At 43.7% G+C, this 12,787-nt stretch carries 14 protein-coding genes; 7 read left to right on the top strand and 7 right to left on the bottom strand.

Going from position 1 to position 12,787, the window contains the following annotated elements; genetic code table 11:
• Nucleotides 1–29: 29 nt before the first annotated feature.
• Nucleotides 30–950: a LysR family transcriptional regulator gene (locus tag FTW16_RS03865; RefSeq protein ID WP_146490117.1), complete on the top strand. Its 921-nt coding sequence runs from the start codon at nucleotides 30–32 to the stop codon at nucleotides 948–950.
• A gap of 40 nt (nucleotides 951–990) precedes the next feature.
• Here the strand turns inward: FTW16_RS03865 and FTW16_RS03860 are convergent, their stop codons facing one another.
• From FTW16_RS03860 to FTW16_RS03850, 3 genes are all read right to left on the bottom strand, one after another.
• Nucleotides 991–1,905, bottom strand: a complete 915-nt coding sequence (locus FTW16_RS03860) for a YjjW family glycine radical enzyme activase (protein ID WP_146490116.1) — start codon at nucleotides 1,903–1,905, stop codon at nucleotides 991–993.
• Nucleotides 1,906–1,965: 60 nt separating this feature from the next.
• Entirely contained in the window at nucleotides 1,966–3,522 is a 1,557-nt protein-coding gene (locus FTW16_RS03855) for a YjjI family glycine radical enzyme (protein ID WP_146490115.1), read from the bottom strand.
• 273 nt (nucleotides 3,523–3,795) lie between these two features.
• On the bottom strand, nucleotides 3,796–4,395 hold the full coding sequence (locus tag FTW16_RS03850) for a class I SAM-dependent DNA methyltransferase (protein ID WP_060981529.1): 600 nt from the start codon (nucleotides 4,393–4,395) through the stop codon (nucleotides 3,796–3,798).
• 161 nt (nucleotides 4,396–4,556) lie between these two features.
• Between FTW16_RS03850 and FTW16_RS03845 the strand changes: the two genes are divergently transcribed.
• Entirely contained in the window at nucleotides 4,557–5,435 is an 879-nt protein-coding gene (locus FTW16_RS03845) for a LysR family transcriptional regulator (RefSeq protein WP_146490114.1), read from the top strand.
• Between the two features lie 34 nt (nucleotides 5,436–5,469).
• Here FTW16_RS03845 and FTW16_RS03840 read toward each other — a convergent pair whose 3' ends face one another.
• Nucleotides 5,470–5,820 carry a hypothetical protein gene (locus tag FTW16_RS03840; protein ID WP_146490113.1) on the bottom strand — a complete coding sequence of 117 codons (351 nt, stop codon included), beginning with the start codon at nucleotides 5,818–5,820 and terminating at the stop codon, nucleotides 5,470–5,472.
• A gap of 364 nt (nucleotides 5,821–6,184) precedes the next feature.
• Here FTW16_RS03840 and FTW16_RS03835 point away from each other — a divergent pair, with 364 nt between their 5' ends.
• Complete coding sequence (locus FTW16_RS03835) at nucleotides 6,185–7,081, top strand: cation diffusion facilitator family transporter (RefSeq protein WP_017629660.1); 897 nt, start codon at nucleotides 6,185–6,187, stop codon at nucleotides 7,079–7,081.
• 49 nt (nucleotides 7,082–7,130) lie between these two features.
• On the opposite strand, the gene yddG is transcribed toward FTW16_RS03835, so the two are convergent.
• Entirely contained in the window at nucleotides 7,131–8,063 is a 933-nt protein-coding gene (gene yddG, locus FTW16_RS03830; RefSeq protein WP_146490112.1) for an aromatic amino acid DMT transporter YddG, read from the bottom strand.
• A gap of 173 nt (nucleotides 8,064–8,236) precedes the next feature.
• The gene (yjjG, locus tag FTW16_RS03825) at nucleotides 8,237–8,911 is read right to left on the bottom strand and encodes a pyrimidine 5'-nucleotidase (RefSeq protein WP_146490111.1); all 675 of its coding nucleotides are present in this window, start codon (nucleotides 8,909–8,911) and stop codon (nucleotides 8,237–8,239) included.
• Between the two features lie 213 nt (nucleotides 8,912–9,124).
• Between yjjG and FTW16_RS24440 the strand changes: the two genes are divergently transcribed.
• The 3 genes from FTW16_RS24440 (at nucleotide 9,125) to FTW16_RS03815 (ending at nucleotide 11,844) form a co-directional block, all read left to right on the top strand.
• Nucleotides 9,125–9,277: a hypothetical protein gene (locus tag FTW16_RS24440; RefSeq protein WP_017060903.1), complete on the top strand. Its 153-nt coding sequence runs from the start codon at nucleotides 9,125–9,127 to the stop codon at nucleotides 9,275–9,277.
• A gap of 260 nt (nucleotides 9,278–9,537) precedes the next feature.
• Complete coding sequence (gene yiaY / locus FTW16_RS03820) at nucleotides 9,538–10,686, top strand: L-threonine dehydrogenase (RefSeq protein WP_146490110.1); 1,149 nt, start codon at nucleotides 9,538–9,540, stop codon at nucleotides 10,684–10,686.
• Nucleotides 10,687–10,920: 234 nt separating this feature from the next.
• The gene (locus FTW16_RS03815; protein WP_146490109.1) at nucleotides 10,921–11,844 is read left to right on the top strand and encodes a hypothetical protein; all 924 of its coding nucleotides are present in this window, start codon (nucleotides 10,921–10,923) and stop codon (nucleotides 11,842–11,844) included.
• 115 nt (nucleotides 11,845–11,959) lie between these two features.
• Here the strand turns inward: FTW16_RS03815 and FTW16_RS03810 are convergent, their stop codons facing one another.
• Entirely contained in the window at nucleotides 11,960–12,394 is a 435-nt protein-coding gene (locus tag FTW16_RS03810; RefSeq protein WP_032544929.1) for a YccF domain-containing protein, read from the bottom strand.
• Nucleotides 12,395–12,628: 234 nt separating this feature from the next.
• Here FTW16_RS03810 and FTW16_RS24675 point away from each other — a divergent pair, with 234 nt between their 5' ends.
• On the top strand, nucleotides 12,629–12,754 hold the full coding sequence (locus FTW16_RS24675; RefSeq protein WP_017060906.1) for a hypothetical protein: 126 nt from the start codon (nucleotides 12,629–12,631) through the stop codon (nucleotides 12,752–12,754).
• Nucleotides 12,755–12,787 lie beyond the last annotated feature (33 nt).

The raw sequence follows: 12,787 nt of genomic DNA, 5'->3' as shown, positions 1-12,787 counted from the left end.
ACAAGCCAATCTCAATACGTGAGTCATAAATGGATTACTTACACTTATCGAGGGTGAGCCTTAAGCACCTCACTGCGCTGCATATTATGCTGAACACTCATAGCGTGACTCAAACCTCTGAGCAGCTCTGTGTCAGTCCTTCAAGTGTGAGTAAGACTCTGTCTCAACTTCGTGAGATCCTTAACGATGAGCTGTTCTATCGAGATGGTACTAAGCTCATCCCAACGCCCTTTGCACTGCAAGTCGCTCCAACGGTTCACGCAATTCTTTCTAGTATGAATGGATTGCTTCATCAGAAGAGTTTTGCTCCTGATGAGTATCAAGGCAGCTTTTCACTTTCGATGCGTGAAAGTACCTTCGAGGTGTTCGCGTCTAAGATAAGCAAAATCACCACTAAACTCGCGCCAAAAGCCAAACTCAACATCTATTCAAAGCAACAGCTCGGCTTCGATGCTTTGCTCAGCGGCAAGGTCAACTTGATCTTATTACCCCATGATATATCTCAACCGCCGACCGATAATAAAGAGCTGGTTTGGGAGACGATTCTTCCAGATGAGATGGTTTGTTTAATGGGTGCACACCACCCTCTTGCTCAGCAAGAGCTGACGATTGAAGGCTACTTAGATTACAAGCACATTGGAATTTTAGATAACGAACTGTCTCAGCCTTATTTTGAGCAAAACTTGGTTCAATGCTATAAGCCAAGAGAGATGGCAATATCAGTAGCGGATTTCGGCGCAGCGGCAGTGTTGTGTCATCACACCCCTTTCCTATTCACCTGCTCTAAACAGTGGGCCGAACATGCAAAACAAGCGCATGGTTTAGTGAGCAAGCCACTTCCCTTTGATTACGGTAAAGTGGCTTATAGCTTAGTGTGGAACAAGCCGAACATGAATGATCAGGCGATCAAATGGTTGTGTGACCTGTTTTTGGAAACTGAATGCTCTTAGTAGAAACCTAAGTCTTTTCATAATTGATTATCTAAAGATATTAGGTATAAACCTCAGGGGTTTGCATCGGTCTTTGAACTATGGCGTAGAGCTTATCGTAAAAGCTCTGCATTTGTTGCTCTGTACACTTTCGCCAATCTAGCGCTTCGCCAATCACGCCGTGATGTTGAAACGCATTGAGTCGAATTCGAACATCACTTGGCAGCACCTTTAAATAACGCCCCACCTGTTCAATTTCGTCCTCAAGGTCGCTTTTGTTCGGTATATGCAGCAACCTAACCTCGTGTAACCTCCCTTTATCAGCTAAGTATTTGATGGTCTCAAACACCCTATGATTACCTCTGCCTACTAACCATTGATGTGTTTCCGATTGCCATGATTTTAGGTCTATCATCGCGCCATCAAGATAAGGCAATACCTTGCCCCACCCTTGAAGTGACAGCGAGCCATTACTATCAATAAAACACGTGAGATACGCTAACTGCGGATCACGTTTAATCGCTTGAAACAGTTCGATGATAAACGGCAACTGCATGGTCGCTTCACCGCCAGAAACAGTAATGCCACTTAAGAAAAACTGATTATGTCTAACGAGTTCAAGCACCTCTGAGACCGTCATTGTGGTAATTTTCGGGCTCGATTTATGATCGCAGATATCGATGCATTGGTCGCAATTGGTGCAAGCAACTGGATCCCATTTTACTTTGCCTTCAACACTGCTCAAAGCGCCACTAGGACAGCCGCTAACGCAGTCACCACAATGGTTACAGTGATTGATTGTGTGGGGGTTGTGGCAAGTAATACAGTCAAAGTTACAGCCCTGAAGAAACAGCACTAAGCGGTTTCCCGGGCCATCAACACAAGAAAAGGTCAGCACACGGCTGACCTTCGCTTGTTTTTCTGTCTTATTATTTTTAACCCTAGCCATTTGAGTTGTTAGATCAGAAATTTTCATAATTCACATTGTTCGCATTCGAAACGCACCATACACATAACGCACGCACGCACGTTAAAGCTATTCGTATGTCGGCGACATCTCTAAGCTCACCACGCGTGGTTTACGCTCTAGTATGCCCGTGTTCTTCGCAGCTTCAGCACCTAAGAAGGTGGTATTGGTGCGTGAGCCTTGCTCGTCGTATTTTGCAATGTCAGACAGCTTAATCATGTAACCCGTCACACGAACCAAATCGTTTGATGCCACGTTAGCCGTGAACTCACGGTAACCCGCTTGAATCGCACCTTTACACAAGTTAAACATCGCTTCAGGGTTAGATTTCACTGTTTCGTCGATGGTCAGAATGTCACTGATGCCCGAGGTGTAGAACTTATGGTGACCAGCGGTAGCACGAACGTAAGAGACTGGATCCGGTTCGGTACCATAAGGAATACGAACACCCGGCGTCGCATCTTCATCTAAGCTAATACCGCCTTGAGCATGCAGCAGAGCTTTACCTTCTAACCCATACTTCACTTCAGATCTTTCAACGATCTCAGCCAGCTTTTCAGAGATACGATGGCCAAGCTGATTAGCCTGTTCATCGTGACCATAGCGTCCTGCTTGGCCTTCTTTCTCCATCAAGATGTTCACGGCTTCAGCCATACCGTAGATGCCGAACATTGGCGCAAAACGGTCTTCTTCAATCAAGCCTTCTTGGGTTAAGAAACCCTCAAAAAAGTTAGATTCTTCATGTAAGAATCGGCTACGCGCATTCATAAGCTCAACCATGATAGCGCTGTAGTTTGGTAGCACTTGCTGCAAAAAATCAGCACTGTCTTCAGACTTCAATGCTACCTGCTTAAGGTTCATACGTACTAAAGTGTTAGAACCACCAGCTAAAGGCAGTGAGTTGTAGCAACTCACAATACCAAATCGTTTATCACCATAAGCCGCAGCATGCGCTGGGTAGTTGGCAATGTGTGGCTTACTGCATTCACAGATGTTGCTCGCCGCATGACGAAGCAGATCATCAGGCGTCACGGCGGGGTCATACATAAAGGTCAAGTTAGGGGCAATCTGCTTAAGTTCAGCATCGACACGTAAAATAGTACGGCAGATAACATTGTCTGTTGGCCCGATATTCACATGCATAAACGCATCTGGTAGTGTGCGGTCCAGCATGATCCAGAACAGCTTAAGCTTTTGATAAAGCTGACCTTCCGTTAACTCGGCAACGAAAGGCATCAACACATCATCCAACTGACCTAAATAAACCGGAATTGATGTTACGGATGGCACGTGGTGGTAGAGGATGGTGAGCATGTTCAATGCTTCATCGAAATTAGTTGCCGCGCTAAGCTCTAAATACTTTGAGCCTTGATGTAAGTATTTAGAATAATCGGGAAGCACATAGCGCGGCTTAAATGGTGCATGGCCTTCGAACATGTCACACAGCACACCTTGTTGTAAGGCTTGCTCTACTTCATTGCTTACCGACATATACGGCAGGCTAGCTTCAGCTTCTAGGGCAAGATAGCTCGACTTCTGTTTTGGTGACAGGTTGGCATCTGAAATGATATTGCTAAAGCGTTGTTGTTGCTCTGAAAGTTGTGGAGAAGCAGATTGGTGGCTCATGATTAAACCCTTGATATTGTTATGGGCTTATTCTATATCTGGCCATTAGATTTCCACTAGTGAAATGTATGCAATGATATATTTCCAAAATGGAAATATATGGGATGTACACGAAAGATAAAGAATAAAGGACAAGAAGAGTTAATAAAGATTTAGCATTAGTGGAAAGTATACCGCCTAAAAGACAAAACCCACATAACTGACCTTAAAGTCGTTAATGTGGGTTTAGTCTTTTAAATGAGTATTCTAAATGCTAACTCAAGCTACGAACGATTACAGGTGAGGAAGCGCTTGCTTGCGTCCAACACCCATCAACACCTTTAACGCTCCTTGTGGAGTGTCAATCGAGAACGGTGTAGAGACTTCAACCACTGCAAAGCCCGCTGCACTCAATACATTCTCTGAGCGCTGTCGGCTTACGCCATAGTCTTCACTATCGTTTTCTAAGTACCAATCCCAGTGTACAAACGTGCCGTCATTCTCAAGCAGCGTGTAAATAAGACTGACTGTGTCTTGTAGATTAGGGATAAAACCACACACCGAAGAGGCTACCACTAGATCAAACTGGTTTCTGAATGCTGGATGCTGCGCTGCAAGTCCGCGCGATAAAATATCAACAACCGGTTCAACGTTAGGTAGCTCTTTCTTATCTAACTCTTCAATCATCCCTTCGGAGATATCAAGTGCAATGATCTCTTTTGCTAAAGGAGATATCTTCTGGCTGAGTAGTCCTGTACCACAACCAAAATCAAGGACACGGGTTCCGTTTAAATCAACGAGCTGTGTTAACTGGTCAAATACGGACTGTGCGAATACTGCGGTCGCGGGATCTTTATCCCAATCAACGGCGTACTCGTCCCATTGTTTCGCCATCATGGCCTCCATCTTTACTTCTTGTAGGTTCGGAACCCCCACAGAGTAAACCAAATTAGTCAATTCGTCATAGAGTTATCATGCAAAGATGGACTATTTCTAAGATAGTCAGCACAATATTCAGATAATATGCACCAACCCCCGCTTAATATGGAAATGAAATGAACCTTTCTCAAGTCCAAGCCTTTTGTTCCGTTGCTGATTTAGGATCAGTTTCTGAAGCCGCACGCCAGTTAGAATGCAACCGAACCAAACTCAGCATGTCGATTAAAGCCTTGGAAAAAGAGTTAGATGTCGAGTTGTTTGTACGTAGCGGAAACCACGTTGAACTTTCTGAAGCAGGCAAAGCGATTTACAAGGATTGCGAAGGCCTATTGGTGACTGCTGCTCGTATTAAGCAAACCTGCTTGCATGTTTCGGGGGAGTTTAACGCGGAAATTTGGATTGCACGAGACGACTCCCTACCTGACGAAATGTGGCAGGACTTATCTCACACCTTAAATAACAAGTACCCTTCTACCTCATTCAATTTTGTTCTCGCATCTAGTGGTGACTTAGCCAACCTGGTCGAAACTCAGCAAGTCGATTTTGCATTTGGTGTAGATTATGAACGTGTCGATGACCCTAGAATTATCTACAACCCTCTTGGTAAGATTCGAATGATGTCTGTGTGCAAAAAAGGGCATGATCTGAGCGCGATGCGACGTGTCTCTGATGAGGTGTTAAGAAATTCTATGCAAGCTACCATGGTTTATTTAAATGAAAAGGACAACCCTGAGCTTGAGCCCTTCTCTCGCCGTTACATCGGCTTCTCTAGCTTCGACTTTATGTTGGATACAATTTTACGTGAAGAGGCGTGGGGTGTAATGCCAGAGCCATTGATTCGCCATTTATTGCGTGAACAAGAGCTAGCCGTGATCAAACACACCTACGGCTTAACGCAAGAAGACTACTGTATGTTCACTGCAGCGGGCATGGCAGAACACCCTGGAATGAATTGGTTGGCCGACCAGCTTAGTGATTACTTGTTTGATTTCTAGACGGACGACTTTTACTCCATACCTAAGTCTTGCTCTAGAAAACCATCACGTGATCAACCAAGTAACGCCCGTCTTCTTCAACCAACACCATTTCGGCTACAAACTCGCCTTTTGCAATGGTGTACGCTTGTTTCCATACAAAGGCGATGGAATCTGAGCGTCTAAATAGCGCAACTTGCTCCCGTTCAGCAAAAAAACCATTACTGTGCTGATAATGGTGACACACCTTTTCTAAATATTCTGGCGTAACGATATCCTTCATTCGCTGCGTAAAATCTCGGCAGTGTTGAGCATGGTCAACCTTGGTTGAACCTTCCATCAAGTTATCCATGATAGGCGTAGCAACCTCCCATAACTCGCTGTCATTGAGGTTATCAAACTTCATATTTATCCACTCCTTGACCCAGATGTCATACAGTTACAACTGAACGATTTACGCGACGTATTCGAATGCTAGCGTTCCCTTTATCGATATGCTTAAGTTTATGTAAACATTGAGCTCACAAAGCTGTGCGACACTGATGACTGATATATTTCATTAATCATAAACCATCTATTCTCAGTTGCACACATCCCTTAGAAAACAGTCATCGTCAACTTTATTGACACCTAAAAATCAACCTAAACCACTGAATTACAATGATTTAAATGAACTAATTAAATAGTACATATAAACGTCATCAGATAAGGTTTGTAAAGTTAGCTCATTATTAGAACAATGAAGTTATCAAAAACATCTGGAAAATATTATGTGTGACAGGAAAAGCCAAAACGAAAACCGAGTACTATTGTTCTCAGCCCTTTTAGCATCAGGCTTCGCTATTGGCGGATTGGTGTTGGGTCTTATCGTTGGCTCTCTGGTCATAGTATTTGACGGTGTCTATTCTCTTATCAGCTTACTGTTAACTTTATTGTCACTAGCTGCTTCAAAATACATTAACCGCCCTTCAGATAGAGAGTTTCCGTTCGGTCGAGCTATCATCGAACCGATTGTGATTGCGATTAAAGCCGTGGTGATTCTACTTGTGGTTGGTTATTCGCTTTACTCTGCGATTGGTGCCTTGATGACAGGCGGTCGTGAGGTCGATGCTTCTATCGCAACTCTGTTTGGTATTTTCAACGTGTTGGGCTGTGGTTATGCTTGGTGGTACATCGCGAATAAGAGCAAACGTATCTCTTCAGGTCTTATTCAAGCGGAATCTAAACAGTGGCAGATGGATACACTATTGAGTGTCGCGGTAACGGCTGGTTTCGTCGTAGCGTGGGCAATGACATTCTCACCTCTTGCATCATACGCAGTATATGCCGACCCAATGATGATGTTGCTGATGTCTTTCTACTTCATCAAAGTGCCATTCGACATGTTACGAGAAGCGATGCGTGAACTACTGATGATGTCGGCAACCAAAGACATTTGTGATGCGGTAGATAAAAACGTTGTCGCGGTAGACAAAGAAGCGGATCAAGATTTAGAGCTAATGGGCGTAACTAAGGTTGGTCCTGAGCTAAGAATCAACGTTGATATTCATACCAATGACCAAGATGCAATTGCGGTTGATGATATTGAACGTACGCGCCGCCAACTAAAGCGACGCTTATCGAAGATGCCTTATGAGCTTCAATTGAATCTCAATATCGCGAGTTAAGAATCGAGAGTTAAAAAAAACAAGAGTTAACCCATCAACCTCTGGTTAACTAAGACTCTGATTGAACCTTTTTAGAAGCCGACGCCGTAACCGTCGGCTTTTTGTCTCTGGTTACCCACCAGCAAGCTAAAGAGCCAATCGTCACCATACAAACGCCTTGCCAAAACGTCATGCTCAGTGACAACCCCAAAATCATAGAAGACAGTAAGGTCGCAAAAATAGGCGTGAAATAGGACATGGTCGCTAGGAAGACCATATTGCCGCCAAGTATCGCGGTATTCCAAAGTGCGTAACCTGCGCCCATACACACACCGGCTAACACTAAGTCAATTGCAGCACTGGTTGTCATCACCATGCCGGTTTCGTTACTCACTGCGTATTTGATCCACAAGGTGATTGCAGTCGCGATAAAGAACAGCACGATCGCATTCTGTCCTTTCGCCACTTTCTGAGTGTAATTACAGTAGACCGCCCAAATAATCGCGCCGAAAAACGCCATTGAATAGGTTTTAGGGTTGGTGGCAATATTGGCAGCGATTTGATCAACAGAAAGCCCCTGATCGCCACTGATACTCCAAGCCACACCAAAGAAGGCTAAGAAAATACTTGGGTAAACCAACCAGTTAATCTTTTTATCACTGAGCAATACCGCGAACAACACCGTCAATGCAGGCCATAAGTAGTTGATAACGGCCATTTCCAAGGCTTGATGTCGGTTGTTTGCCATCCCTAAAGCCAGAGCTAAGAAGATCTCATAACAAACGAACAGAGCACCACCAATCAACAGGTATGACTTAGAAAAGCGCGACAGCTTAGGTAACCCCATAACACAGACCAACAACAGTGAGCTCACTGTATAAAGACTGGCGGCGCCACCAATTGGGCCCAGTTGTTCTGATACGCTACGAGACAGCGCGATTAAGCAGCTCCAAAGTAAAATGGCAGCAATGCCGTAGCAGCTATGGCGATGAGATTTCAGCACGCCTCTTCCTTATTTTTATTGTAATGGGGTAATCAAAGCGAGCTTAAAGCAAAGGTAGGCTTAAACGCCACTATCGATAAGTTGCAGTAAGTAAAAATAAGTAGCCGAGCACATAACTGTACTCGGCTATCAATCATTCACTCAAAAATCTAAAAGCAATTAGCAATTAGCAATTATGCTAGTAAAAGAGCTTGCAGGTCAGCCAGAGACTTAACCTGATAATGAGGGTTAATTCCGGCTGGCGCTGCCTTTTCTTGACTATTTAACCAACAGGTTTCAATACCAAAATCTAATCCGCCTAGAATATCGGAATGTGGGTTATCTCCGACTATCAATACTCGTTGCTTAGATGGTAACCCGATCAGCTTATGGGCATATTCAAAAATTTGTGCATCCGGTTTGGCTACCCCAACCTCTTCAGAAATTATCACGTGCTCAAAGTAATCCGTCATTCCTGTACGCTCTAAACGAATTGACTGCAGCTCTGTAAAACCGTTAGTGATGATGCCCATGTTCACTTTGCCTTTTAAAGACTCCATCAACTCTTGTGCACCCGGTAATAAAGAGCAGATATCCGCCATCGCTGTTAAGAATGCACTGTTTAAAGCAGCGGTTGTTGTCTCTAATTTCTCAGCCCAGCTTTCGAAGCGCGTGTGTTTCAGTTGATCGGCCGTAATGCGACCATCTTGATAGTCTACCCATAGTGGTAGGTTAACTTCTTGATAAAAGGAATAATCCTGTTCGTTGAAGTCCACACCAAAACGAGAAAACATCAGCTTCATTCCCTGATAAGCATCAAAATGGAACAAGGTTTCATCTGCATCAAAGAATATCCAGTCGTACTTCATTTTATTTCCTATTAATCACGCTGTTGAGCTGCGTTTATCTTTAGTTGTTCATTGGCTCAAAGACCAGATGTTCATTCTACTACCAATTTTGTGAGCCTGAATATAGTTCTAATAATTTATAGAAAACAAGCCACAAGTCATGATGTATCGCAAATTTTGCCACATATTAAACCAATACCATACAATAAATACACTTAGGTACCGGGAGGTACTATGAAGCACTTTTTACCATCGTCTGTCATGCTTACCCCTTTTCTTGTCAAATACTATGACGAGGAGTCAGAAGACACGCTTGATTCTGAAGAGTCACAAGAACCTGAAATTGAATGCAGCGATGACTCAGATAAAACGTCGACACCAGCCTAACTAGAAGAGTTTTCAATGAAAAACCTTATTTTTCATTGTTATAGAGCTCCATACTGTCTCTAATTTAGTCGATTTATCGCGATCTATTACTGACAATCAACACAGCCAAAAACCATGAAAACGATTGCTATATGAGCCCTATCACAACGACTAGCCACAAAGTGGTAGTTCGAATTCAAAGTTGTTCCAGATCAATGGTCGACCACTTGAATGCCGACAACATGTAGGAAATTAAAAATCATAATTAACGGAGTTTTCCAATGTCTACTGCATTTTACATCCCTACAATCAACTTCATGGGTACTGGCTGTCTGAAGGATGCTGCTGATAGTATTCAGTCTCAAGGCTTTAAAAAAGGTCTGATCGTAACTGATAAGATCTTGAATCAAATTGGTGTAGTTAAGCAGGTACAAGACCTTCTTAGCCAGCGCGGCGTAGACGCAGTTGTATTCGATGGCACTCAACCAAACCCAACCATCACGAACGTTAACGATGGTCTTGAATTACTAACTGACAACGATTGTGATTTCGTTGTTTCTCTAGGTGGCGGTTCTCCACACGACTGTGCAAAAGGCATTGCTCTGGTTGCTTCTAACGGCGGCAAGATTGCAGACTATGAAGGCGTAGACCAATCTGAAAAGCCAATGATGCCTCTTATCGCAATCAACACTACGGCTGGTACAGCATCAGAAATGACACGCTTCTGCATCATCACTGATGAGGAACGTCACATTAAAATGGCAATCGTTGACAAGCACACAACACCACTTATCTCAGTAAACGATCCTGAGTTGATGCTTGCTAAGCCTGCGTCACTAACAGCTGCAACCGGTATGGATGCGCTAACCCACGCAATCGAGGCTTACGTTTCTATCGCAGCAACACCAATCACAGACGCTGTAGCGATTAAAGCGATTGAACTTGTCCAAGCGCACCTAAGAACTGCAGTGTCACACGGCGAAGACATTGAAGCGCGTGAGCAAATGGCTTACGCACAATTCATGGCTGGCATGGCGTTCAACAACGCGTCACTGGGTTACGTTCATGCAATGGCGCACCAACTGGGTGGTTTCTACGACCTTCCACACGGTGTATGTAACGCTATCTTGCTACCACACGTTCAACGCTACAATGCGCAAGTTTGTCCTGAGCGTCTTCGTGATGTTGCAAAAGCAATGGGTGTGAATGTGGAAGGCATGACAGCAGAGCAAGGTGCAGAAGCGGCTATCAATGCGATTGTTCAACTTGCAAACGACGTGAACATCCCAACGGGTATCGCGCAACTTGGTGCTAAGCTCGAAGACATCCCAACTCTGTCTGACAACGCACTGAAAGACGCTTGTGGTTTCACAAACCCTAAACAAGCGACTCACGAAGAAATTTCTGCGATTTTCGAAGCAGCAATGTAATCTAGAAATATATACAAAAACGATACGTACAACGGGCTCTTTAAGAGCCCGTTTTCTCATCCTAAACTAAACCTTCCCTGCTAATTTAGGTCAACCAGACCCTACTAACTAATACCACCTTTCCTATTTGGCCTCACAAGATTTAACGGCGACATCTCGTGATGAAAAGTTCGCATTGTTTAAATTGCTTGGTTATAGTCAACCTATTGATATATAAATGACATATAGGTTCCATTGAGTCGTTGGATAGTTAGCACTTCATTATTGGCATCACTCGCTACCCACTCTGCCCTCGCGGAGGAAAAGGACGAGTGTCACAGCCAGCCGCTGGAAGACACACGTGTCGAGAAAGCCTATCACTTCCTAAACAGCAGGTTTTGTCAGCCCGCAATCTGGTTCGATAGCTTCTTTGTTGATGACCGTATTACGGAAGATGCTAGAGCTGGGACCTCGGTGCGTTGGTACAATGATTTCATCTATTCAGAAGGTGGTGATGTAGATTACTCAACCAAGCTCAACGCACGCTTGCATTTACCCTTTGTTAGCAAACGCCTCAAATTGATTTATGAATCGGTTAGCGATGAAGAGTTCTTGGATTTCTTCCCACAAGATTCTGAGGAATTAGAAAGTGCACTTGGTCTGCGTTACGACGCCTATGCCAAGGGATATAGCAGCTTCAATATTAAGGCAACATTACGACCGCGTATCGAAGCTCGCTATCGTTTTACCTACCCTCTCACAACCGATGCGGTATTCAGACTTACCCAGCGTGTATATCAAGAAAAACAAGAGACTGGCGAAATCACTGACATCGATTTTGATCTTTCCTTAAGTGATGATTTCTTGGCTCGATGGTCAAGCTTTGCGGGGTACAACGACGATCTTAAAGGTTGGAACTATGGTACGGGATTAACCTTGTATCACTACCTTTCTCAAGACCAGGCGCTGCAATATAGCGCCACGATTAATGCAACAGATGAGCCTTATAATCATTACGAATACGCTCAAGTTTCGATTACCTACCGACAAAATGTATGGAAAGAGTGGCTGTTCTACGAACTCATTCCTCGTTATCAATGGGAACGAGAGCCCAATGAGAAACATACCGAAGAAGCGAACATCACCCTTCGGCTTGAAGTCCTGTTTAACAATGTCTAGCTCAAGCACGTTTAGTTATTGTTTGTGATATGAGCATCGAGAGATAAAAACAGAAGCACAAAAAAAGCACATCATGCGATGTGCTTTTCAATTCTATAAAGCTCAAATTGAAGCCTTAACCTTTATAGTTTCTCACTCGTGCCGCTTCTGCTTCACGTTTATCGACAACCGTCTTACCGATTGGCGCCAACGAGATAACCGCTAGTTTAAGGTGTTGAATCGCGAACGGAATACCGATGATGGTAATGAAACAAGCCACAGCTGACATGATGTGACCAATAGCCAGCCAGATACCCGCAAACAAGAACCAAATAATGTTACCAATCACACCTAGCGGACTCGTGCCAATGTCCATTTCATTGGTCAGCTCATCACGAGAAATTGCTTCCTGACCAAATGGGAAGAATGAGAAGTTACCCATAACAAAACATGCTCTGCCCCATGGAATACCAACGATGGTTAGGAATGCGAGCAGTCCGAAGAACCACCAAGCTAGCCCCATAAATACGCCACCGAACAGAAACCAAATGATGTTTCCTATTGTTTTCATTCTGTATTCTCCAAATCTTTGAATGCTGTTTATTTAATATGCCGAGTAAGGCATTGATTGTTGTAATAGGTTCATTATTGTTGAACCTTTATGAACCGTTTATGAATCACTTACATTTTATGTGATTGATACACGCCACGAAACGCCAAATCCGCATAGGGCAATTTGAATTTATTTGATACCATTCAGTTATCACCTAAGCACCGACTCAACAACGAATTTAAGGCCGAATCTATGAACAATACAGAGCAACCTAAAAAGAAAATGAAGAATTGGGTGCCTATCGTCTTCTTCGGACTTCTAAGCACAGTTCCAGTATTCATGTTCCTAGTCGACGTCTACATCAACCAGTATATGTAACAGAACCGTCATCCTAGCTGCATAAATGGATAC

Origin of the sequence: Vibrio sp. T20, assembly GCF_007858795.1 — a bacterium.
GTDB classification, from domain to species: Bacteria; Pseudomonadota; Gammaproteobacteria; order Enterobacterales; family Vibrionaceae; genus Vibrio; species Vibrio satsumensis.
The sequence above is the reverse complement of the archived record's forward strand: the minus strand, read 5'-3'. Positions and strand labels throughout refer to the sequence as shown.

What these genes read in the sequence shown, in the direction of transcription:
- FTW16_RS24440 (WP_017060903.1), top strand. Translation starts at nt 9,125, where the DNA reads ATGAAGCACTTTTTACCATCGTCTGTCATGCTTACCCCTTTTCTTGTC.
- yjjG (WP_146490111.1), bottom strand. Translation starts at nt 8,911, where the DNA reads ATGAAGTACGACTGGATATTCTTTGATGCAGATGAAACCTTGTTCCAT.
- FTW16_RS03865 (WP_146490117.1), top strand. Translation starts at nt 30, where the DNA reads ATGGATTACTTACACTTATCGAGGGTGAGCCTTAAGCACCTCACTGCG.
- FTW16_RS03810 (WP_032544929.1), bottom strand. Translation starts at nt 12,394, where the DNA reads ATGAAAACAATAGGAAACATCATTTGGTTTCTGTTCGGTGGCGTATTT.
- FTW16_RS03835 (WP_017629660.1), top strand. Translation starts at nt 6,185, where the DNA reads ATGTGTGACAGGAAAAGCCAAAACGAAAACCGAGTACTATTGTTCTCA.
- FTW16_RS03855 (WP_146490115.1), bottom strand. Translation starts at nt 3,522, where the DNA reads ATGAGCCACCAATCTGCTTCTCCACAACTTTCAGAGCAACAACAACGC.
- FTW16_RS03845 (WP_146490114.1), top strand. Translation starts at nt 4,557, where the DNA reads ATGAACCTTTCTCAAGTCCAAGCCTTTTGTTCCGTTGCTGATTTAGGA.
- FTW16_RS03840 (WP_146490113.1), bottom strand. Translation starts at nt 5,820, where the DNA reads ATGAAGTTTGATAACCTCAATGACAGCGAGTTATGGGAGGTTGCTACG.
- FTW16_RS03860 (WP_146490116.1), bottom strand. Translation starts at nt 1,905, where the DNA reads ATGAAAATTTCTGATCTAACAACTCAAATGGCTAGGGTTAAAAATAAT.
- yiaY (WP_146490110.1), top strand. Translation starts at nt 9,538, where the DNA reads ATGTCTACTGCATTTTACATCCCTACAATCAACTTCATGGGTACTGGC.
- FTW16_RS03850 (WP_060981529.1), bottom strand. Translation starts at nt 4,395, where the DNA reads ATGGCGAAACAATGGGACGAGTACGCCGTTGATTGGGATAAAGATCCC.
- FTW16_RS24675 (WP_017060906.1), top strand. Translation starts at nt 12,629, where the DNA reads ATGAACAATACAGAGCAACCTAAAAAGAAAATGAAGAATTGGGTGCCT.